Origin of the sequence: Microbacterium oleivorans, from assembly GCF_001644225.1 — a bacterium.
GTDB lineage: Bacteria > Actinomycetota > Actinomycetes > Actinomycetales > Microbacteriaceae > Microbacterium > Microbacterium gawkjiense.
This window is the reverse complement of record NZ_LSTV01000001.1, coordinates 426,706-448,299: the sequence shown is the minus strand read 5'-3', so window position 1 is coordinate 448,299 and position 21,594 is coordinate 426,706. Positions and strand designations below refer to the sequence as shown.

22 protein-coding genes are annotated in these 21,594 nt (G+C 69.8%); 7 read left to right on the top strand and 15 right to left on the bottom strand.

Going from position 1 to position 21,594, the window contains the following annotated elements; all coding sequences use genetic code 11:
• Positions 1 to 118 precede the first annotated feature (118 nt).
• Entirely contained in the window at positions 119 to 1,207 is a 1,089-nt protein-coding gene (locus AYL44_RS02095) for an alkene reductase (protein WP_064002433.1), read from the top strand.
• Between the two features lie 6 nt (positions 1,208 to 1,213).
• On the opposite strand, the gene AYL44_RS02090 is transcribed toward AYL44_RS02095, so the two are convergent.
• Complete coding sequence (locus AYL44_RS02090; protein WP_064001600.1) at positions 1,214 to 1,513, bottom strand: Dabb family protein; 300 nt, start codon at positions 1,511 to 1,513, stop codon at positions 1,214 to 1,216.
• A gap of 25 nt (positions 1,514 to 1,538) precedes the next feature.
• Positions 1,539 to 2,555, bottom strand: coding sequence for a Gfo/Idh/MocA family protein (locus AYL44_RS02085; protein ID WP_064001599.1), 1,017 nt, complete (start codon positions 2,553 to 2,555; stop codon positions 1,539 to 1,541).
• Positions 2,556 to 2,675: 120 nt separating this feature from the next.
• Between AYL44_RS02085 and AYL44_RS02080 the strand changes: the two genes are divergently transcribed.
• Positions 2,676 to 4,400: a hypothetical protein gene (locus tag AYL44_RS02080; RefSeq protein WP_064001598.1), complete on the top strand. Its 1,725-nt coding sequence runs from the start codon at positions 2,676 to 2,678 to the stop codon at positions 4,398 to 4,400.
• Between the two features lie 27 nt (positions 4,401 to 4,427).
• Here AYL44_RS02080 and AYL44_RS02075 read toward each other — a convergent pair whose 3' ends face one another.
• The 4 genes from AYL44_RS02075 to AYL44_RS02060 all read right to left on the bottom strand — a co-directional run bounded on the left by AYL44_RS02075 (position 4,428) and on the right by AYL44_RS02060 (position 7,137).
• The gene (locus tag AYL44_RS02075) at positions 4,428 to 5,411 is read right to left on the bottom strand and encodes an NAD(P)-dependent alcohol dehydrogenase (RefSeq protein WP_082886065.1); all 984 of its coding nucleotides are present in this window, start codon (positions 5,409 to 5,411) and stop codon (positions 4,428 to 4,430) included.
• 3 nt (positions 5,412 to 5,414) lie between these two features.
• A complete protein-coding gene (locus tag AYL44_RS02070; protein ID WP_064001597.1) occupies positions 5,415 to 5,630 on the bottom strand; it encodes a helix-turn-helix transcriptional regulator in 216 nt (71 codons plus the stop codon).
• On the bottom strand, positions 5,630 to 6,064 hold the full coding sequence (locus AYL44_RS02065) for a hypothetical protein (protein WP_064001596.1): 435 nt from the start codon (positions 6,062 to 6,064) through the stop codon (positions 5,630 to 5,632). The genes AYL44_RS02070 and AYL44_RS02065 overlap by 1 nt, the downstream gene beginning before the upstream one ends.
• Positions 6,065 to 6,126: 62 nt before the next feature.
• Positions 6,127 to 7,137 (bottom strand): LacI family DNA-binding transcriptional regulator, encoded by a 1,011-nt coding sequence (locus tag AYL44_RS02060; RefSeq protein ID WP_269454684.1) that lies wholly within the window; start codon positions 7,135 to 7,137, stop codon positions 6,127 to 6,129.
• A gap of 206 nt (positions 7,138 to 7,343) precedes the next feature.
• Between AYL44_RS02060 and AYL44_RS02055 the strand changes: the two genes are divergently transcribed.
• The 4 genes from AYL44_RS02055 to AYL44_RS02040 all read left to right on the top strand — a co-directional run bounded on the left by AYL44_RS02055 (position 7,344) and on the right by AYL44_RS02040 (position 12,366).
• Positions 7,344 to 8,975 (top strand): GH39 family glycosyl hydrolase, encoded by a 1,632-nt coding sequence (locus AYL44_RS02055; RefSeq protein WP_231872700.1) that lies wholly within the window; start codon positions 7,344 to 7,346, stop codon positions 8,973 to 8,975.
• 43 nt (positions 8,976 to 9,018) lie between these two features.
• On the top strand, positions 9,019 to 10,332 hold the full coding sequence (locus AYL44_RS02050) for an extracellular solute-binding protein (RefSeq protein WP_064001594.1): 1,314 nt from the start codon (positions 9,019 to 9,021) through the stop codon (positions 10,330 to 10,332).
• A gap of 76 nt (positions 10,333 to 10,408) precedes the next feature.
• Complete coding sequence (locus AYL44_RS02045) at positions 10,409 to 11,443, top strand: carbohydrate ABC transporter permease (RefSeq protein ID WP_231872699.1); 1,035 nt, start codon at positions 10,409 to 10,411, stop codon at positions 11,441 to 11,443.
• A complete protein-coding gene (locus AYL44_RS02040; RefSeq protein WP_064001592.1) occupies positions 11,440 to 12,366 on the top strand; it encodes a carbohydrate ABC transporter permease in 927 nt (308 codons plus the stop codon). Before AYL44_RS02045 ends, AYL44_RS02040 begins: the two co-directional genes overlap by 4 nt.
• 19 nt (positions 12,367 to 12,385) lie before the next feature.
• On the opposite strand, the gene erm is transcribed toward AYL44_RS02040, so the two are convergent.
• The 9 genes from erm to AYL44_RS01995 all read right to left on the bottom strand — a co-directional run bounded on the left by erm (position 12,386) and on the right by AYL44_RS01995 (position 21,227).
• Positions 12,386 to 13,144 carry a 23S ribosomal RNA methyltransferase Erm gene (gene erm / locus AYL44_RS02035; RefSeq protein ID WP_064001591.1) on the bottom strand — a complete coding sequence of 253 codons (759 nt, stop codon included), beginning with the start codon at positions 13,142 to 13,144 and terminating at the stop codon, positions 12,386 to 12,388.
• A 194-nt stretch (positions 13,145 to 13,338) separates the two neighbouring features.
• Entirely contained in the window at positions 13,339 to 15,663 is a 2,325-nt protein-coding gene (locus tag AYL44_RS02030) for an acyltransferase family protein (RefSeq protein WP_064001590.1), read from the bottom strand.
• An 84-nt stretch (positions 15,664 to 15,747) separates the two neighbouring features.
• Complete coding sequence (locus AYL44_RS02025; protein ID WP_157532562.1) at positions 15,748 to 16,800, bottom strand: hypothetical protein; 1,053 nt, start codon at positions 16,798 to 16,800, stop codon at positions 15,748 to 15,750.
• A 101-nt stretch (positions 16,801 to 16,901) separates the two neighbouring features.
• Positions 16,902 to 17,750, bottom strand: a complete 849-nt coding sequence (locus AYL44_RS02020; protein ID WP_064001588.1) for an MOSC domain-containing protein — start codon at positions 17,748 to 17,750, stop codon at positions 16,902 to 16,904.
• Positions 17,751 to 17,769: 19 nt separating this feature from the next.
• Positions 17,770 to 18,072, bottom strand: coding sequence for a hypothetical protein (locus tag AYL44_RS02015; protein WP_231872698.1), 303 nt, complete (start codon positions 18,070 to 18,072; stop codon positions 17,770 to 17,772).
• Positions 18,069 to 18,716, bottom strand: a complete 648-nt coding sequence (locus AYL44_RS02010; protein WP_064001587.1) for a VOC family protein — start codon at positions 18,714 to 18,716, stop codon at positions 18,069 to 18,071. The genes AYL44_RS02015 and AYL44_RS02010 overlap by 4 nt, the downstream gene beginning before the upstream one ends.
• 39 nt (positions 18,717 to 18,755) lie before the next feature.
• Positions 18,756 to 19,625 (bottom strand): aldo/keto reductase, encoded by an 870-nt coding sequence (locus tag AYL44_RS02005; RefSeq protein WP_064002429.1) that lies wholly within the window; start codon positions 19,623 to 19,625, stop codon positions 18,756 to 18,758.
• Between the two features lie 40 nt (positions 19,626 to 19,665).
• The gene (locus tag AYL44_RS02000) at positions 19,666 to 20,298 is read right to left on the bottom strand and encodes a LysE family translocator (protein WP_064001586.1); all 633 of its coding nucleotides are present in this window, start codon (positions 20,296 to 20,298) and stop codon (positions 19,666 to 19,668) included.
• Positions 20,295 to 21,227, bottom strand: coding sequence for a hypothetical protein (locus tag AYL44_RS01995; protein ID WP_064002428.1), 933 nt, complete (start codon positions 21,225 to 21,227; stop codon positions 20,295 to 20,297). The genes AYL44_RS02000 and AYL44_RS01995 overlap by 4 nt, the downstream gene beginning before the upstream one ends.
• Before the next feature lie 63 nt (positions 21,228 to 21,290).
• Between AYL44_RS01995 and AYL44_RS01990 the strand changes: the two genes are divergently transcribed.
• Positions 21,291 to 21,587, top strand: a complete 297-nt coding sequence (locus AYL44_RS01990) for a rhodanese-like domain-containing protein (protein WP_064001585.1) — start codon at positions 21,291 to 21,293, stop codon at positions 21,585 to 21,587.
• The last annotated feature ends 7 nt before the right edge of the window (positions 21,588 to 21,594 follow it).

Here is a 21,594-nt window from a genome sequence, read left to right as displayed (position 1 = left end):
TAGCGCCCACTCGCGACGATATGACCCCGACACGAGGCATCCGCCGCCCGTCGACCGCGTGCAATGTCGGTGCAATCTCGTGGAATACGTCGGTCGGCCCGCGTCGTTCCCCCTCAGCATGAGCCTGTACGAATCCGCTGTCTTCGGTGATCTGGACCTGTCCAACCGCGTCGTCATGGCGCCGCTGACCCGCACGCGTGCGGGCGACGACGGCGTCCCGACCGACGACATGGTCGAGTACTACCGCCAGCGCGCGGGCATGGGACTCATCGTGACGGAGGGCACGTGGCCGGTGCGCGAGGGGATGTCGTACCTCGGCCAGCCCGGCATCGAGACGCCCGAGCAGATCGAAGGCTGGCGCCGCGTCGCCGAGGCCGTGCACGCCGAGGGGGGCACGATCGTCATGCAGCTCATGCACGGCGGCCGCGTGTCGCACCCTGCGATCTCGGGCGTCGACCGTGTCGTCGGCCCGAGCGCGATCGCCTCGCCCGGCGAGGGGCGCACACAGGACGGCAAGGTCGCCCTACCGGTCCCCCATGAGCTGAGCACGGCGGAGGTCGCCGAGGTTGTCGAGCAGTTCGTCCAGGCGGCGCGCAACGCGATCGCCGCGGGGCTCGACGGTGTCGAGGTCCACGGCGCGAACAGCTACCTCGTGCACCAGTTCCTCTCCCCCGAGTCGAACGTCCGCGACGACGTCTACGGCGGGTCCCCGGAGAACCGCGCACGTTTCGCCGTCGAGGTGACCCGTGCGGTCGCCGACGCGGTCGGTGCGGGGCGCACCGGCATCCGTCTCTCCCCGCAGCACCAGATCCCCGGGGTCCTGGAGACCGAGGACGCCGACGCGCTCGCGACGTACACCGCGCTCGCGCAGGGCCTGGCTCCGCTCGGGCTCGCGTTCGTCGACCTGCTGCACGCCGACCCGAAGAGCACGATCGTCCAGCGGATCCGGCACGAGGCGGCCGCACCGTCGATCGTGAACTCCGGCTTCGGCACGGTCACGACGCGTGAGGAGGCCGAGGAGCTCGTGCTCGAGGGCTGGGCCGACGCCGTGGCCGTGGGTCGCCCGGCGATCGCCAACCCCGACCTGCCGCTGCGGTGGGAGCAGCGCGCCGAGCTCAACGAGCCGCGTCCGGAGTTCTTCTACACGGGTGGGGCCGCCGGCTACACCGACTACCCGTCGCTCGCCGAGGTGCGCGCGGAGCGCTGAGCCCGGTCAGTCGCCGGCGACGAAGTCGTATTCCTGGAAGTCGCGCACCTCGTGCTGCCAGCGGCTCTCGACGAACGCGACGTGGTCGGGGTGCTCGTTGTACGCGTCGTAGGCGGCCTGGTCGTCGAAGAGCATCGTGAACTGCCAGCGCAGGTCGCTCTTGTCGCTGACCTGACGGTTGATGCGGAACTGCTGCACGCCGGGGATCGCCGACAGCGACCGCTGGGCGTCCGTCAGGAACGTCTTCTCCTCCGAGGAGCCCTCGGCGTGGTGCAGCGCGAACACGACGGTGTGCTGAATGGTCATGGTGACCAAGGCTAACCCCGACCGGTCAGTCGGCGGCGATCTGCCGGCGCACCTCGTCGATCGTCGCGAGCACCGAGACGACCTCGTCATGAGGGTGCAGCGGCGATTCGACGAGCCCCGCACCGACGAATGAGGCGAAGGCCGTGGCCTGGTAGCCGAGGCCGTCGTGGACGGTGGGGAGCGCGTCGTCGTGCCACACCTCCTCGTCGGCACCGTGCAGCTGCAGCCGCAGACCGGTGGGGCCGTAGAACGGCGCGAGGACGTCGAGCCGTCCCCGTGAGCCGAACACCGTCGCCTCGACGGGGGTGACCGCGCCGAAGGTGGTCGTGAGCGCGGCCTGCGCCCCGGCATCCGTCTTCAGGGCGATCGTCGCGCTGTCGTCGACACCGGTGGGAGCGAGGGTGCCGACCGAGCGGATCGTGCTCGGCGGCCCGATGATGGACGACGCGAACGCGACGATGTAGACGCCGAGGTCGAGCATGGCGCCGCCGCCGAGGGCGGGATCGAACATGCGGCTGGTGGGGTCGAACGGGACGAGCGAGCCGAAGTCGGCGCGGACGAGGTCGATCTCGCCGAGGGTGCCGGCGGCGAGCACCTGCCGGATGACGTCGGCCTGCGGCAGGTAGCGCGTCCACATCGCCTCGGCGACGAGGACGCCGGCGGCACGGCCCGCGGCCAGGATCTCGGTCGCGTCGGCGGCCGTGAGGGCGATCGGCTTCTCGATGAGGACGTGCTTGCCGGCCGCGATGGCCGCCAGCGCCTGCTCCCGGTGGAGCGGATGCGGGGTGGCGACGTAGACGACGTCGACCTCGGGGTCGCCGACCAGGTCCGCGACCGACCGGTGCACGCGGCCGATTCCGTGGGCGTCGGCGAACGCGCGGGTCTTGTCGGCATCCCGCGCGGTGACGGCGACCGCGCGCTGCCCGGTGTGGGCGTGGAGGGCGTGCACGAACCGGTCGGCGATGCCGGTGCCGATCACGCCCCACCGCAGGGCGGGGACGGCGGCGGGGTCGATCAGGCGGGGTGCGGGGAGGAGAGGCATCCCGCCATCCTGCTGCATTGTGCGCGCGGCGCACCCTAGGCTCGCGATGTGCACGATTGGACTCTCGACGATGACGTCCCGTGTCTCGAGCGCCCCCACGAATATGCAGGACAGGATCGCGTGTCGATCATCATGTGGTCGAGCACGGGCACGCGCACGGAGCAGCTCGCTGTGCTCGAGGAATGGATAACCTTCCTCCGGACGCCACGCCCCATCGTGCAGCTGCACCTCGCGGGGTGGTCGAACGACCGCATGATCAGGGCTCTGTCGGCCCAGACGAACGTTGTCGACCTGCGCGTCGAGCGGGGCCGCTACATGGATCTGTCCGTGATCGGGGCGTTGCGGCAGCTCGAGACGCTCTCCATCGGCTGGGCGACGTCGCTCACTGATCTTCGACCGCTGATGGCGCTCGGTCGTCTCCAGACGTTGCGAGTGGAGGGGGCCGCGGGGCTCCGGGACTACGCCCCGATCGGCACCCTGACGGGCTTGCGAGATCTGCAGGTCGGTGTAGCGACGGACGGCAGGACGAGCGCCGACTCCCTCGAGTTCGTTCGCCACCTGCGTGATCTGCGCTCCTTCGCGTGGGAACCGGGGGTCGTGAGCAACGATTTCACGCCGCTCCTGTCGATGGGCGACGTGGACGAGATCGAACTGCGCGAACACCGCGGGATGTATCCGTCGATGGCTGACCTCGAAGAATCCCTGCCAGGACTCGCGCGCACGCGCGCCGCGGCCGCGGACGCGTACGACCCTGACCCGTGGCATTTGTCGGACTTCCGGGATTTTGTGTTCGACGAGACTGCGGAGCCCGACGAGTCGCTCCGTGGTCCCATCTCGGGCATGGCGTACCGGACGTTCACTCGCACGGCGCGCACGCGATCAGAGCACTTCTGGATCCGGGTGACCTCGCCCTCCCTCGACACGAAGACGCCACCACAGGTCGAGCGTCTCATCGACCAGTGCGCGTTCGCCGGCGATGCCGCCGGCCCCCTCCTCCTCTGGGACACTCCGATCCCGCGTGCAGCCCGGGACGACATCGACGGATGGTTCGCCGGCAACGCAGACAGGTGGGCGCCGAGAGCCCGTCCGAAGACCCTCGACGTCAGGGATGTGGAGCCGCTGCCGGATGAGGAGTTCTGGCCTCGTCTCGAAGTTTTCGACGGGCGCTTCGACGGTGTCCGGAAGCATCGCCGTTTCGAACGTGAACTGGCCGCGCGCGGCGAGGACTTCGTCCTGCGTTGGACGCAAACTCTGGGTCTGCTTGCGGCGCGGGCGCTGCCCGCTGCGCGAGCGATCATCGCGTCGGACCGGACACTTCACGGAGAGGAACTCGCCGTCGTGGGGTCCTTGATCGGACGAGGGCGCGACAACTTCGAGACCTGTCTTGCGGACCCGGCGTCGTGGACACGACCGGCCAATCTGGACATGGCCGCCGTCGTCGTCCACCTGGGTCAGGGCATACTGCGGCACAAGAGCGAATCGATCGAGATCATCACGGCGTTCTCTTCCGAGATCCGACGCTCACAGGACGAAGATGAGATGTCGGAACTCTTCGACGAAAGCGATCGGCGGTACCCCATTCTCACCAGTGCACGCGCCGTGGTGAGAGTCGACGGTGCCGACCGTGAGCGGCTCGTCGCCTTCGACACCGCCGGGATCGAGGAGCACCTCTGGGAGGCCGCGGCCGAGTCGGCGGTTCTGTCCTTCGGTGGGTCGGTGATCGCCGGCCCTGAACTGTCGACGACGTGGATGGACTGGGACACCGGTTTCGGGCGAGCGTTCACAGTCCGACGCCGGTCATCGACCCCCGACGACGACTACATCGCGCGATACGCCGGGATCTGAGGCACGGCCTCGTCCCCGAACCCGGCGTCAGACGTCGAGCAGTCCGTCGCGGACGACCACGACCTTGCCCACGGTGCGGCCCGCCTCGACGTAGGCGAGGGCGGCGCCGGCCTGCGAGAGCGGGAAGGTGCGCTCGAGGTGCGGGGTGAGACGCGCGGATGCCGCGAGCTCGACCAGCTGCGCCGTCGTCTCGGTACGGGTGACGGCGGTGATCGGGCGGAACCGCCCGCGGGTGACGGCGGAGCGCAGGATGCGTCCGAAGGGTCCGAAGAAGGGATGCCCGTCGCCGCCGACCAGGGCAGCGGTGCCGCCGGGGGCGAGCAGGTCCCGGAGGACCGTGAGGGGCGGCTCGCCGGCGATGTCGACGACGGCGTCGAACCTGCCGCGGGGCAGGTCGCTGAGTTCGAGCGCGCGGTAGTCGAACGTCCGAGCGGCTCCGAGCCGCTCGAGCACGGGTCGCGCGCGCTCCCCGCACGTCGCCCACACCTCGGCGCCGCGGTCGGCGGCGAGCTGCACGAGGAAGGTGCCGACGCCGCCGCCCGCTCCTGCGATGAGGACGCGCGCGCCCGAGCCGAGGCGGCAGGCGTCGAGGGTCTGCACGGCGGTGTTGCCGGCGATGGGCAGGGTCGCAGCGATCGCGGGCGCGACCGTCTCGGGCAGGCGGGTGAGGCGCTTCGCCGGGACGACGACGCGGTCGGCGAGGGTCTCGCGCCCCGACCCCACGACGGCGTCGCCGACGGCGAACTCGGTGACGCCGTCGCCGACGGCGAGCACGGTGCCGGCGACGTCCATGCCGCGGCCGCGGATGCGCGGTCCGCGGAGGCCGAGCGCGACGCGGACGAGTCCCGGCTCACCGCGCATGAGGTGGATGTCGCCGGAGTTGAGGGCGACGGCATCCGTCTGTAGCAGGACCTCCCCGGCGCGCGCTGCGGGGACCGGGACGGTCTCGGGGCGGACGGCGTCGGCGGAACCGTAGCGGCGCTGGCGCCAGACGGTCATGGTGTCGGTCATGGATCAGTCCTTCGGGTACTGGAAGGCCGCGTCGAAGGGGACGTCGAGGACGCGGACGATCTGGAAGGCCATCTCGAGCGAGGGCGAGTACTTGCCCTGTTCGATGGCGATGAGGGTCTGGCGGGTCACGCCGACGGCGCCGGCGAGGTCGGCCTGGGTGAGCCCGCGGTCGGTGCGCAGCTCGCGGATGGCGTTCGTGACGCGTGTGGGCTTGACCATCAGACGAGCCCGCGGCGGTAGGCGACGACGCGGGCTATGCCACCGACGACGGACGAAAGGGCGAAGCCCGCATAGAGGGTGTTCGCGATCCAGAACGGGGCGGCGTCGATCGCGCAGAGGGCGATGCCGACGACGCCGCCGATGACCAGGAACGCGACACCGACGCGGTCGCCCATCTGCGTGATCGCACGGTCGCGTTCGTCGGCGGCGTTCTCGCCGCGGAGGGACCCGCCCTCAGCGACGACACCCCAGATGATCGTGACGACGATGGAGATGACGATGCCGCCGATGATCGTCCAGAGCATGGGTCCGAGCCAGTCGACCTCCGGGAGGGGGGTGGATGCCGCCCGCCCCGCGACGACCGCGGCGTAGACCGCGATGGCGATGAGCGAGACGACGAGTCCGACCCACGCGGCGCGTTCCTCACGAGCCATGCTGCACCTCCAATGTCAGGAATGTTTGACATCAGGAGGATGGCACGTCGACCGTCGTCGTGTCAAGAATCCTTTACATCGCGGAGGGGCGCCGTACTTTCGCGCACGGTCAGCGACGTAGCGAGTTCGACGTGACGAGACGACGGGTCTCGTCCCTCCGTCATGACGCGGATCGTCTGCACCGCCATCGCCCCCATCCCGTCGAGGTGCTGATGGACGGTGGTCAGCGGGGGCGTCGTCCATGCCGCCTGCGGCGTGTCGTCGAAGCCCGTCACGCTGAGGTCCTCCGGGACGCGCACGCCGAGCGCATGAGCCGTCGCGAGCACACCGACGGCGATCTCATCGTCGCCGGTCATGATCGCCGTCGGCGGCTCCGCGAGCGTCAGAAGGTCGCGCGCGTGCGCGGCGCCCGTCGCGACCGCGAACTGATCGGCCCGGATGAGGTCGGGGTCCACGCTGATGCCGGCGGCGTCGAGGGCGGCCTGATAGCCGTACAGACGATCACGCGCGGCGACGGACACTTCGGGGCCGCCGATCCACGCGATCCGGCGGTGCCCCAGCGCGAGGAGGTGTTCCGTAGCAGTCCGCGCCCCTGCCCAGTTGCTCGACGCGACACTGACCATGCGGTCGTCACTCGTGCCGACCGGGTCGACCATGACGAACGGCAGACCCGCCTGACTCGCGGCGTCGATGAGAGCGTCGGGCGCAGGCAGCGTCAGCGCGATGATGCCGACGGCACCAGCGGCGACCTGTTCGCCGACCCAGTCATGGGCGACCGCACGCTGGGTGCGTGATCGACGGTCGGGAGGGAGCCGCGTCAGCAGATCGAATCCCGACTCCGCGGTGGCGGTGAGCACGCCCTGCAGCACCCCGAGGATGTACGGGGATGCCGGGACGTCGAAGACGACCGCGATCGCCCGCCGCGATGGGACGACCTCGGTGGTCGTCGTCGGCCGATACTCGAGCTCCGAAACAGCCGCCAGCACCCGTTCGCGCGTCTGCAGGGAGATGTCATTCCGACCGTTGAGCGCCTTGGACACCGTGGCGCGGGACACCCCTGCCATCTGTGCCACATCGGCGAGTGTTGCCCGACGTCCGCGTTGCCCTGTCATCGCGCTCCGAAACTATTTCGCTACAAATTTTGTTGCCGCTGCCGCACTAAGCGGGCTAACGTGACGCTCGTCGCCGGTTTGACACGCATAACGCCGATTCCGATGACACTAGAGATCGCGAAACATTTTCGCAAGCCTACACGCACAACACGACCAAAGGAGGTCGCGTGACCCTCGTGACGACGTCCCCGCTCAGGATCGACGACCGGATGCCGGTGGACGCCCCGCTCCGCCACGTGTGGAGCGAGTGCATCGGCGCCGGGCGCGCCAACGAGGCGCTCCGCGCCGACTGGCAGGCGCACTTCCGGGAGGCCGTCACGACGCTGGGCGCGCGCTACGTGCGCTTCCACGGCCTGTTCCACGACGACATGTTCGTCTACCGCGCATCGAACGGCGGCGGCTTCGGGCCGCCCACTCCCCTGCCGGCACCCGTGTACACGTTCGCGTACGTCGACAAGGTCTTCGACATGATCCTCGACACCGGTGCCCGACCCTTCGTGGAGCTGGGTTTCATGCCGCGGGAGCTGGCGACGGCGACCGAGACGCTCTTCTGGTGGAAGGCGCACTGCAGCCCGCCGAAGGACATGCAGGCGTGGGTGGACCTCGTCACGGCGACGATCGAGCACTGGATCGAGCGCTACGGCATCGAAGAGGTCCGCACGTGGCCCTTCGAGATCTGGAACGAGCCGAACCTCGTGCCCCACTTCTGGACCGGCACCCGGACGCAGTACTTCGAGCTCTATGAGGCGACGGCGCGGGCGATCAAGGCGATCGATCCCGCCCTGCGAGTCGGCGGACCGTCGTCGTCGGTGTTCGTCCCCGATGCCCGGTACGACGGCGAGTATCACGACAAGTCGCGTGAGGCGGCGACGGCGGAGTCGTCCGACCCGTCGTCACTGCCGTGGAAGCCGGTGTGGATCCACGAACTCATCGTCTACTGCGCCGAGCGCGATCTCCCGATCGATTTCCTCTCGACCCACCTCTATCCCACCGACTTCGCGTTCGACACCCAGGGACGCGGGCGCCCCATCAGTCGCGACCGCGATGCGACGTACAACGACCTGCGCATGATGCGGCAGATCATCGCCGACTCGCCGTTCCCGGACGCGGAGCTGCACATCACCGAGTGGTCGACCTCCCCCTCGAGCCGTGACCGGATGCATGACACGGTCTTCGCGGCGACGTACATCGCCCGCTCGTTCCTGCAGAACCACGACCTGGCCGATTCGATCGCGTACTGGACGTTCACCGACGTGTTCGAGGAGGGGGGCGGCGGCATCGGTCCGTTCCACGGCGGGTTCGGCTTCGTGAACGAGCAGGGCATCCACAAGCCGACGTTCCACGCCATGGCGATGTTGAACCGCCTCGGTGACCGCGTGCTGCTCCAGACGGAGGACGGGATCCTGACGACCGGTCCCACTGACGACAGCGTCGTGGGCCTCTTCTTCAACTACCCGGATTCCATGGGCGAACGCTCGGTGGGCTCCGCGAACAGCTACGTGCACGCGCGTGCGCTCGCGGACGAGGGGCCGGCTCGCGGCATCCGTCACCGCATCGAGGGCTTGCGACCGAGCGCCGCCTACACGGTCGAAGTCCTCGACCTCGAGCACGGCAACGTCGCTGAGGAGTGGCACCGACTCGGCGAGCCCCTCAACCTCAGCCGCGAGCAGGTCGACCACCTCTCCCGAGTCGCGGACGACCTGGACCGCCGCGTCCTCGAGGTCGGCGCCGACGGGACGCTGACCCTCGACGTGATCCTCGCCCCGTGGGCCGTCCTTTCCCTCTTCGCCTCATCCTGACCACCCCGACACCCGATACGACGACGTAACGAAAGGAACTGCCATGCGACACCGCAACGCCGCACTCGCGGCATCCCTCGGTCTGACCGCCCTCCTCCTCACCTCCTGCTCCGGCGGGGGCGGCGGTGGCGGCGGCGCTGCAGAAGAGGCGACCGAGGACAACAAGCCCGAGAAGCTCACCGTCGCCGCCTGGATGGACTTCCCGCCCGAGCTGCTGCAGTCCTTCGAGGACGAGTACGGCATCGAAGTGGTCGTGAACTCCTTCCCCGACGGGGCCTCGGCGCAGACCGTGCTCCGCAACGGTCTCGCGTCGGACGGCGCAGGTCTGTCGGACGTGCACCTCATCGAGCTCGACTGGTGGACCGAGATGATGGCGGTCCCGGAGGACTGGGTGGAGCTCCCCGCGATCGACGACCGCTGGGTCGATTGGAAGGTGACGCAGGCCACGGTCGACGGTGCGATTCGCGGCTACGGGACCGACATCGGACCGCTCGGCATCGCGTTCAACCAGCGGATGGTCGACGACGCGGGGCTCGCATCGGACCTCGACGGGTTCAGCACCCTCATCGGCGGGGATGCCGCGACCTGGGAGACGTTCCTCGATGCGGGTCGCGAGTACGTCGACACGTCCGACAACTACTTCATCGACTCGCTCTCGAGTGCGTTCCAGGCTGCCATCAACCTGTTGCCCGATGCGTTCGAAGACCCCGAGTCGGGCAAGCCCTACGACATGGCCGGCAATACGGCCGTGCAGGAGCTGTTCATGACCTTCGCGGAGGCCGCGGACGACGGCATCTCGGCCGGCATCCCGATCGGTCACGCGGACTGGGGCGCCGGGTTCCAGAATGAGCAGTGGGCGACCGTCGTGACGCCCGCGTGGATGGCAGGGATCATCGCCGAGAACGCCGACGGCATCGACGGATGGCAGGTCTCGGGTACCTTCCCCGACGGCGGGGGCAACTGGGGCGGATCGTTCTTCTCCGTGCCGTCGACCGGCGAGAACACCGGATGGGCCGTGAAGCTCGCCGACCACCTCACCTCGGCGGACGCCGCCGTGCAGTGGTTCCACGAGACCGGCCAGTTCCCCTCTCAGCTCGAGGCCATCGAGAACCCCGACATTGCCGAGACGGAGAACCCGTTCTTCGGAGGCCAGCGGCTCGGTCAGGTCTACGGCGATCTCGCCGCGGCCGCGGGGGACGCAGCCGCAGGTGGATACCGCGGTGAGAACTTCGCCGGCATCCAGACCCTGGTGACCGACGGCGTCCGCCTCGTCGAGGCGGGCAGCGCGAGCCCCGAAGAGGCGTGGGCCTCGGTCGTCAGCGACTTCGAGGCGCTCGGCTTCGACACCGCGGACTGACATCGTGGCCGTCGTCTCCGACTCAGCGACGCGGCCCTCCCCGCCGGAGGCCTCGCCCCGTCCGACGCAGCGCTCCGTGCGCCGCGTCGGATGGGGCCAGCGCCTCTCGCGCTGGGACGTCAAGCTGTCGCCGTACCTGTACGTGTCGCCGTTCTTCGTGCTGTTCGCGGTGTTCGGCGCCTTCCCGCTGCTGTTCAACGTGGTCGTCGCTCTGCACGACTGGCACCGTCGCACGGGCATGGGCGACTTCGTCGGGATCGACAACTTCACGTGGGTGCTCCGGCAGCCGTTGTTCTGGCGTTCGCTCGAGAACACGGTGTCGATCTTCCTATTGGGCGGTGTGCCGCAGCTGATCCTCGCGCTGCTGATCGCCGCGGTCCTCGACCAGAACCTCCGCTCCCGGACCTTCTGGCGGATGGGGGTCCTGATCCCCTTCGTCGTCATGCCTGTGGCGACGTCGATGATCTTCGGGCAGGTGTTCGGCCAGTTCGGCATCCTCGTCCCGAACCTCCAGGAGCTGGGGCTGTTCACCGATTCGAGTTCACCGTTCTTCGAGAACCGGTTCCTCTCGCACGTCGCGATCGGGTCCATGGTCGTGTTCCGGTGGACCGGGTACAACGCCCTCATCCTGTTGGCGGCGATGCAGGCCGTCCCCCGCGACCTGTACGAGGCGGCGACGGTCGACGGTGCCGGCCGGCTGCGGCAGTTCTTCTCCGTCACGATCCCGAACATCCGCCCCACCCTCATCTTCGTCATCCTCACCATGACGATCGGCGGCCTCGAGATCTTCGATGAAGCGCGCCTCTTCGACGGCGGTGGCACCGGAGGCGGTGCGGGCGGCGTCGACAATCAGTGGACGACCGTGATGCTCTACCTCTACAACCTCGGCTTCGGCGAATGGCAGGACCGACTCGGGCAGGCGGCGGCGGTCGGATGGATCTTCGCGGTCATCATCCTGATCATCTCGCTGGCCAACTTCGTGCTGACGAGGCGGATCGCATCGTCGGATGCCGCGGTGCCGCGTGCGCGGCGTCGGCGAGCGGGCGGCCGCCCCGTTCAGCCTCTTGCGGGCGACATCACCGAGCAGGCGATCGGAGGAGAGCGCCGATGAGCACAGGATTCATCGAGAACACGGCCGGTGCGGGGGCCGCACGTTATGCGAAGAAACGCGCCGAGAAGGGCCGCTCCGTCCGCGCCCGCTCGTCCGAGAAGCGTCCCGGGTGGGTCACGTATCTCTTCCTCGGTGTCGTCATCGTCCTGTCGATCTTCCCGCTGTACGCGGCGGCGATGTACGGCTCGTCGACGACCACCGAGATCACCCGCGCCGTCGGGTCCCTGCCGCGCTGGCTGCCGACCTGGCGTCTGCTCGAGAACTTCGGCGAGGTGTTCTCGGCCGAGCAGTTCAGCATCTGGCTCGCGTTCGGCAACTCTCTGCTGGTGGCCGTTACCGTCAGCGCGTCGGTGGTGTTCTTCTCGACGCTCGCGGGCTTCAGCTTCTCGAAACTCCGCTTCCGCGGGCGACGGGCCCTCTACGTGACCGTGCTGGCGACCCTCATCATCCCGGCGCAGGTGGGCACGATCCCGCTGTTCGTCATGATGAACGAGTTCGGCTGGATCGACTCGGTGCTGGCGCTCATCGTGCCGGGGCTCGTGGGCGCGTTCGGCGTCTTCTGGATGACGCAGTACCTGCAGGAAGCGCTCCCCTACGAACTCGTCGAGGCGGCGCGGGTCGACGGAGCGTCGATGTTCCGCACGTTCTGGTCGATCGCTCTCCCTGCAGCTCGGCCTGCGGCGGCCACGCTCGCCCTGTTCACCTTCATCGGATCGTGGAACAGCTTCTTCTGGCCTTCGGTCGTGATGCGGTCGCAGCTGACGATGCCGCTCGTCGTGCCGCAGCTGCAGGGCGCGTTCACATCGGACACGGGACTCGTCATGGCGGGTGTGTTCCTCGTCGCGGTGCCGTTGCTGCTCGTGCTCGCGATCGCGGGCCGTCAGCTGGTCGCAGGAGTGATGGCCGGCGCCGTGAAGGGCTGAGCCTTCACGGCGCCGGGACTCAGGCCGTCGACCAGAGCGCAGCCCACTGCGTCGGCGCCAGCTCACGCGGAAGGGAGTCGTGCTCGACCCCGGCTCGGTCGAGCACGCGCCGCGCGGCGGGCCGCGGCATCCGCCCGACCGTCGAGAGGATCGCCGCCATCCCCCGTCCGCGCGCGGTGAAGACGTCGCCGACGAATCGTTCGTAGGCACGGCGCTCTGCGAGCGGGACGAGCGGTGAGCCGCGGCGGGTAATGGAGAGGATGCCGCCATCGACACTCGGCATCGGCCGGAACGCGCGCGCCGGAACCCTGCCGTGCAACGCGAACGCGAACCACGGCGCCGCCTGTGCGGTGAGGAGGGTGCCGCCGCCGACGCCGGCGCGTTTGCGCGCGACCTCCCACTGCGTGAGGAGGACGGCGTCGCTCCAGGCCGGTCGTTGCAGCAGTCGCCGCAGGATCGGGGTCGTGAGATGGAACGGGACGTTGCCGGCGATCACCGGAGCGTCCAGCGGATGCCGCAGCGCGTCGGCGAGCTCGACGCGCACCGCCGGGTGCCGGCGCTGGAGCGCGGCGACGCGGCGCTCGTCGATGTCGATCGCGGTGAGGTCGCGGCCGAGCCCCGCGAGCGCGGTGGTCAGTGCCCCACCGCCCGCGCCGATCTCGAGTATCGCGCCGTCGGTCGCCGCGACGAGCGCAGTGATCCGGTCGATGGTGGGCTGGTGGATCAGGTAGTTCTGGCCGAGTTCGTGGCGGCCGCCGTGAACGGAACGGGTACGCATGAGCGCTCCAAAGGAAGATTCGGAGCACCCCGGTGAGCGGGTACGGGAATGGACGCGCTGCCGGGGTGCGAGGACATCCCGGAAGACGGCGCGATCACGCGGAGATCTCGACGCGCCGTCAGGCGCGGCGGTCGCGGATCGAGTAGACGAACGCCGTCATCGGCGCTGCGAATATCGTTCCCATGCGCCCGAGTCTAGCGCGCCGCCTTCAGGAGCCCCATCGCGTCGAGTGCCTGCTGCAGGGCCGGGGCGATGTGCTCGGCGTAGGCGACGGTGAGGTGGGTCTGGTCGTACTTCGTCGGGATCGTTCCGGCGAAGGGCGGACAGACGTCGTCGGCGCAGGTGAACGGCAGCGACGATAACGCGTGGCCGCCGTCCGTCTTCGCCGACGACTCCGAGATCGCCTCCATCGTGCGCCAGGTGCCGTCGACGGCGCTGTCGCACGCCCGCGGCGACGAGGTCGGTGTGAAGCAGGCGGCGAGGCTGACGCCCTGCGGCGGCGGGGCGAGGAAGAGCATCCGATCGCCCATGTCGTAGGTCGCGGCCTCGCGGCGCTGCGCGGCGATCAGCGCGTCGGCCGACAGGTCCTGACCGGCGACCGTGTGACCGAGGGTGAAGGCGTTCGACATGACGACGAGGTCCGGGCGGTCGGCGAGGATCATCGCCCGCACGGCGGCCTTGCGCTCCTGGCAGCTCGCCATCACCCGCGGGTCGTCGTTCTCGACGAGCACGTCGGTGAAGCGGCATCCGTACATGCCCATCGCCGTGACGCGGATGCCGCCGGCACTGTCGTCGGCTATCCGCCGGAACGCGGGCGCGTAGGCCATCGCGGTCGAGTCCCCGACGAGCCAGATGTGCACGGGCGCGTCACCGCTCCCCCATGAGCACCCCGCCGGATCGGGCGTCGGACCCGGGTCGAAGCAGGCATGCGCCGGGTTCGCGCCCGACGACGCCGCCATGACCTCGTCGAGCGACGGGGTGAGCGTCGGCCACGCGTCGGCGGTGACGGCGGCGGCGAGCTCGGCCCGGAGGTCTGCTCCGGGATCCCCCACGACGGCGGGAGCGGATGCCGCGGGTGCGGCCTCGGGCATGGTGACACGCGGCCCGTGGCCCGACGCGGTGACCCACAGAGCGCCGGCGAGCGCCACGATGACGAGTCCCGCGGTCGCGAGGAAGACCTGCGCGCCGAAGCGGTCGCGCCAGGCGCTCATCCGCGCAGGCTCCGCGGCGATGATGGTTTCGGCCGGTGCCGGCGCGGTCGCGGCGACAACGGGCGCCTGCACCGCCGGCGGCGCGCTCGGGCGGGTCTGTCCCGGGTAGTACCGCGTCCCCGGCGTCCATCCGGCCGGGCGGGTGGTCGCGGCGAGCACCGGCGGTGTCACGGGCGCGGCCGGCGCCGGGATCGGCTCGGGTGCGGGTGCGTCCGACGCGGCGACCCGCGGCATCCCGCCGAGGAACGGTGCGTACCGGAGCGGCTGCTCGACGATGAGGTACGACGCGACGCCCAGGACGAGTGACGCGCCGAGGACGATCCAGAGGCGGGCCGCGGATGCCGGGAGCAGCACCTCCGCGAAGACGACGACCGGGAAGTGCCACAGGTAGAGCGAGTACGACGCGTCGCCGACGAAGACCGCGACCGGGTTCGACAGCGGGACGAGGTGGCAATGGCGTGCGTCGCCGCCGACGCCTCCTGCGAGCACCAGCGCGGTCGCCGCGACGGGCGCGGCCGCCCACGGCGCGGGGAATCCGCCGGCGGCGGGGTCGATCAGCACGAGCGACGCGACGATCGCGGCGAGGCCGGTCCACTGCAGCGCGCCGCCGAGACCGCGCGGCAGGCGGCGCAGGAGCGGTGCCAGCGCGGCGACGAACGCTCCGACACCCAGCTCCCACGCGCGGGTGAGGGTGGAGAAGTAGGCGACGGTCGCCTGGGTGTCGGTCTGCACGAGGGCCCACGCGAAGGATGCCGCGACGACGGCAAACGCGACCGCGCCGGCGACGAGACGGATCAGACGACGGCCGGCGACGCCGAGCAGCAGGAGCAGCAGCACCGGCCAGACGAGGTAGAACTGCTCCTCGACGGAGAGCGACCAGAAATGCTGCAGCGGCGAGACGGCGCCGGTGTCGGCGAAGTAGTCGGTGCCCTGCGCGGCGAGGTTCCAGTTCGAGGTGAGGGCGGCGGCCCAGGCGGCATCCCACAGGGTCTGCTCGCCGCGGGTGCGGTTAAAGAGGAACCAGCCGGCGGTCGCGACGGCGATCAGGACGACGACGGCGGCGGGCAGCAGCCGTCGCGCGCGTCGCGCGTAGAACCCGGCGAGCCGGATGCTGCCGCTCCCGCGCGCCTCGCGCAGCAGCATCCCGGTGATGAGGAAGCCGGAGATGACGAAGAACACGTCGACGCCGAGCACGCCGCCGGCGGGCCACCCGGCCGCGTGTGCGCCGATGACCGCGACGACGGCGAGGGCGCGCAGGCCCTGGATGTCGCGGCGCGGTGCAGCGGGAGTCGGGGTGTCGGTGTCCATGTGGAGCCGACGGAGAGTCTATGGGATCGGTCCCAAGACCTCAGGCCGGGCCCGCATCGGCCAGCCGTGCTGTAGCCGATTCGGCTACTTCGCCTTGACGGTGAAAGAGATCGTCGGGCCGAGCGTCCGCTTGAACTTGCTGCCCTTCGACGGCGTGAACCGCACTGAGAGCGAGTGCGATCCCACTTTCAGCTTCTTCGACAAGGTCAGAGACCCTTTGCCCTTGGCGATCTTCGCAGTTCCGATCTTCGTCGATCCGCTGTAGACCGTAGCCGTCCCCGAAACGCGCGAGCTCACGGAGACAGTCAGCTTGGCGGGGGCCTTGCCGTACACCTGAGATGACTTCGAGACGCTGGCCTTCACATTCGGCGCGTTGCCCACTTTGAGCGTGAGCGGTTCGGTCACACCACCCGTCACGTATCCGTCGCCGACGACCTTCAACCGCAGTGTCGCGCTGGTGTAGAGAGACTGAGCAGTGATCGTGGACGTCATGACGTCCGGGTAGGTGGCGTATTTCCCTCCGGCCCATTCCCACCTCTTCGACACGCGTTCCTGCAGCTCGACGGGGTTGTCCACACCGGGCCACCCGACGCGGATCTTGAGGGGCTTCATGTCGGCGCCCTTCTTGACGTACCACGTGCCGGTGGGCCATCCGGAGAACGACGTCTTGCCTTTGCGCACCTTCAGGGTGATCGTCGGGCTGTAAGCCTTCGTGTAGGTCACGTAGTCGTACTCGGGTCCGTAATAGTCGCTCTCGGAGTCTGTCCGGAAACGAATCTTGTAGGTGCCCGCCGGGAAAGCGGTGTAGTCGTTGGCGACCTCATTGAGATCGACGGCCTCGCTCGTCGTCAGGCACTCGTCGCCGGTGGCCGGGTCATAGAGGAAGAGCGAGCTCTTCTCCCGCCACTTCCCTTCGTCCCATAGCTCGACGTACACATCGCGGCCGCATCCGGGGACCTTGATGGTCACCGGCGCCTCTGCGTACGGGTTCACCGTTAAGGAAGTCCGAGAAACCGTGATGCGCCCCTCGACGACATCACCATCGGCGGCGACGGCTGCACCGGGCGCGACCATGGCCGCTCCTACCAACCCCAGTGACGTGATGATCGCGACGAGCGCGCGGCGCAGACGTGTCATTGCTCCCCCTGAAACCGAACGCACGCGGCGAGCGCTCGTGTGAACGAGACCCCAGATCCCGTCCCGGGCCGACCCGACGTGGGGACGGCCCTCTCCGGAATCTAGTGGTTCGGTTCGACGCTCCGCCACTCTCGGTTCGAGGCGGATGCTGCTCGGTCCCCCTCGACCACGACCTCGTCCCCCACGCGCACGACTCCCCCGCCGCCATGCACCGGTAGGAGCAGGATGCCGAGGGTCGGCTCGTCCTGTCCGAACTCGGTCGTCAGCAGGCGCAGCAGGCGCGCATCGCGCTCGCCCGTGTCCGGATTCGCCGTGATCGCAGCGCACCGCCCGATCGGACGCTGCACCTCGAACTCCACCTCGCCGATGCGCACCCGGCCCGACCAGCCGAGCTCCGCCCACGCCTCGATCCCCGAGACGACGATGTTCGAGCGGAACCTGCGATGGTCGACGGATGCCGGGACCGCGGCATCCACCTCCGCCACCGAACCCTCGCCGTGCAGCGAGACGTACCCGCGGGCTCGGTCCTGGAAGCGCGACGTCACCCCGTCACCGACGAGGCGCAGCGGCAGGACGCCAGGGCGGTCGAGCAGCCGCGCGTCGGAGGTTCCCCGGACGAACGCGGTGACGGCGTCTTCGAGCAGCCGCCGCCCGGCGTCGTCGAGGCCCGCCTCGGCGAGCGTCGCGTCGCCGTCGCTCAGGCGCACGCGCCCGTCGTTGAACTGCATCCGCACCCGCGCGAGCGACGGGAAGTCCATGAGCGCGAGACCGCGGCTCTTCGGCCAGGAGTCGAGACCGTCGGCATCCTCCGGCTCGGTCGCGTCGGCGAAACGGAACGCGAGCACGCGGTCGCCCGCGACCCGCCCATCGTCCTGCACGAGGAGCTCGGAACGCGGCTCGGGGGTGAAGCCCTTGATCGGGTAGCGGAACAGTTGCGAGACGACGGGCACACGCCCACTCTGCCGCACGTCAGACCTGGTGGTAGTGCCGCACGCGCTCGTCGCGGTCGACGAGGAACTCGTCGTCCTCGGGATAGAACACGGCCTTCTCGATGTCGTCGCCGGCGAACGCCGCGATCACCTCGAGGCTCTCCCAGCGCGAGACGGTGGTGATCTCGGTGCGCCCGTCGCCGAGGTCGCGCGTGAGCAGCCAGGCGTCGAGGTTGCCCGGTGTGGCGCGATAGGCGCTCATCCCGGTGCGCTCGACATAGTCGGCGTACCGGTCACGGTCTTCGGTGCGGACGACGCCGGTCCACATGCGCACGATGCTCATTCGTACATGTCCGTCCAACTCGCGATGTCGACGCCGTGGTTGTCGGGTGAGGCGAGCGTCCACCAGGCCGGTGCGTTCGCGTCGTCGACGAGACGCCCACCGGCCGCGATCGCGGCATCCACCCTCGCCTGCGCCTGATCGGCGGGGACGAAGACATCGAGGTGCGTCCGCCCCCGGCCCGGGGCATCCCCGGTCAGGGGATTGAATGCGAGAACCGGCCCTGTTCGCAGCGGATCCGCCGCGTCGGTGTCGCCGACGGCGTCGTACCCGAGGGCGGCGAGGAAGAACGGGCGCACGTCGGCGCCGGAGTGCTCGGCCACGTAGACGCCGACGCTCTGGACCCGCGCGGGATCCGGCGAGAGTCCGAGGGATGCTGCGCCCTCGGACACCGCTCGGGCGAAGTCGGTCGCGGCAGCCGGGATGCCGTCCTCCCCGCTCGGCACGCGGACGACCACCGCCTCGGGCCGCAGGTCGACGTCGGGACTCACGTCGTGTCGCTCGGCCGCGGCCACGGCCATCGGAACGAGGCGCGACGCCTCGACGAGCGAAGGAGCCACGAAGACGGCTTCAGGCCCGATCGCCGTGACGCGCCAGTCGGCGACGCCGGGCGCGCGATGGAACTGTGCGGGAGAGATACTCGTCACCCGCCCACCATGACAGAGGCGGGCGGGTGACGCGAGGGGTCAGCTGCCGAGCTTCGAGAGCTCCGCGAACTCGTCGTCGCTGAGCTCGATGACGGCGCCCTGCAGGTTGTCCTCGAGGTGCGCGACGCTCGACGTGCCCGGGATCGGCAACATGACCGGCGAACGCTTCAGCAGCCAGGCGAGCGCGATCTGCGCCGGCGTCGCGTTCTTGCGCTCGGCGATGTCGGTGAGCGGCGAGTCGGCGCCGGTGAGTCCGCCGGTCGCGAGCGGGAACCAGGGGATGAACCCGATGCCCTGCTCCTCCGACCAGTCCAGAAGGGCCTCGGCGTCGCGGTGCTGCAGGTTGTAGAGGTTCTGGACCGTGACGATCTCGGCGATCTCCTGCGCGGCCTTCACCTCGTCGACGGAGACCTCGGATAGGCCGATGTAGCGGATCTTGCCCTCGTCCTGCAGCGCCTTCAGCTCGCCGACCTGGTCCTCGAGCGGGACCTTCGGGTCGATGCGGTGCAGCTGGAACAGGTCGATGCGCTCGAGGCCGAGACGCCGCAGGCTCATCTCGGCACCCTGGCGCAGGAACTCGGGGCGCCCGAGCGGCGGCCACACGTTGGGGCCGGTGCGGGTGAGGCCGGACTTCGTCGCGATGACGACGTCGTCGGCGTATGGGTGCAGTGCTTCCTTGAGGAGTTCTTCGGCGACGTACGGGCCGTAGGACTCGGCAGTGTCGAAGAAGTTGACGCCGAGCTCGACGCTGCGGCGGAGGACGCGGATGGCCTCGTCGTGATCCTTAGGCGGACCCCAGACGCCGGGTCCGGTGAGCTGCATCGTGCCGTAGCCGAGGCGGTTGACCTCGAGGTCTCCGCCGATGCGGAACGTGCCGGACGACTGTGCAGGCTTCGTGTTGTTCGTCATGCGGGGTTCCAGCGCATCGGGGCGCCGGAACATTCCCGCGTCAGCTCTTCGCGCCGGTGAACGCGAGCGCGCCGCCGAGCCCGATCATGAGGATGCCGCCGGTGCCCGACAGCGCAGAGAGCCGCCGCGGCGAGCGACCGAACCACGTCCGCGCCGTGCCGGCGGCGATCGCCCAGGTGCTGTCGCAGAGGATCGCCAGCACCTGGAAGATCAGGCCCAGAAGCAGCAGCTGCAGCCAGACCGGGCCGGCTTCGCGCGCGACGAACTGCGGCAGGACGGCGACGAAGAACGCGATGGTCTTCGGGTTCGTCAGGCCGACGACGAACCCCTGGCGCAGCAGTGTGACGGTGGATGCCGCGGTCGGCCGCCCCTGCTCTGCGCGGTGACGCCGATGCCGGATCGCCTGGACGCCGAGGTAGACGAGGTAGATCGCGCCGACGATCTTGATCGCGGTGAAGGCGACGACCGATGAGGCGACGATCGCGCCGACGCCGAAGGCGACGAGGAGGATTGCGGGGATGTTCCCGAGGGAGTTGCCGAGCACGCTGAGGATGCCGGCGCGGCGGCCGAGTGCGATCGATCGCCCCACGACGAACAGGACGCCCGGCCCCGGGATGACGATGATCACGATCGACGCCAGGGCGAAGGCGAGGAGGTTCTCGATCGGCATCATGAGGGAACGTTATCGCGGCCGGCATCCGGCTCCGACTCTGCCGTCCAGACGCCGATCGGGCGAAGCCCCTCGGACGATTCGATGAGCATCTCCAGGTCGCCGAGCGCGGGCCAGCCGCCGAGCGCTCCGAGGTCGCCGCCAGACTCGTACCAGGCGTCGCGTTGCTCGGGCGTCCAGTCGCCGCCTTCATCGACGAAGAGGCTCGCGAGCACACCGTCCGTCACCACGAGCCGCACGTCGAAGGTCACATCGCCCAGGGCGCGGAACCGACCGACGACGGGGAACGTCGCGTCCGCCGGAACGGCCCGCGGCAGGTCGACGTCGACCTGGAGTTGCGCGACCGGCCAGAACCCACCGTCGCTGTCGTCGAAGACCAGACGCTGCGCATGCGCGAGCTGGGCGCGGAGCTCCGGTGCACCGAAGAGATCGGTGGCGGCGAGTAGATGCGCGGCGAGGGCGCGGACGTCCTCCGGCAGGTCGACGGCGGCTTCGTGCACCTCGGGGGTGTCCTCGTTCCCCGGAGCGTCGAGGGTTCGGCTCGCCCACCATGAGCCGAAGGCGAGGACGGTCCCGCCGGCTGCTAGCCAACGGCGCGGATGCCGGGCGCCTGTGCGCGCGATCGCGTTCTGCACGCGGGCGTCCACCGCTTCGCCCGCATCGGCGAAGCCGAGGGCCGCACCGGCGGCGCCCGCGACGAGCGCCGCCCGCCCGACCGGCGGCACGGCGCCGCTCGGATCGCTGCTGCGGAATCCGACGCCGACGGTCCAGGCGGCGAGCCCAGCGTTCGCCAGCCGGTAGACGAGGCGCTGCCCCACCGTGAGACGGCGGGGGTCGATGAGGGTGAGGACACCGACGACACACGACGACACGACGCCGTGGGTGATCGAGGTCGGATCGTTCAGGGCACGAAGAGCTGAGCGGATCGGCATGATCCGAGGGTAACGATCGCCGACGCCGCGCCTCGGTCCGCTCTGATCTGCGAGCATCGAGGTATGCACTCCATCACGACGGCGCAGCTGGCCGAGGCCTCCCCCGCGAACATCATCGACGTGCGCGAACCCGACGAGTTCGCGGCCGGCCACGTGCCCGGCGCGCGCAACATCCCGCTCGCGACGGTGCCCGATCACGTCGACGAGTTGCGCGAGCTCGACGACCTGCACCTCATCTGCCAGGCCGGTGGGCGCAGCGCCCGCGCGGCCGCGTTCCTCGAGCACCACGGACTCGAGACGACGAACGTCGAAGGCGGCACGGGCTCGTGGATCGCGGAGGGTCGCCCGGTCGAGCGCTGACGCTGCT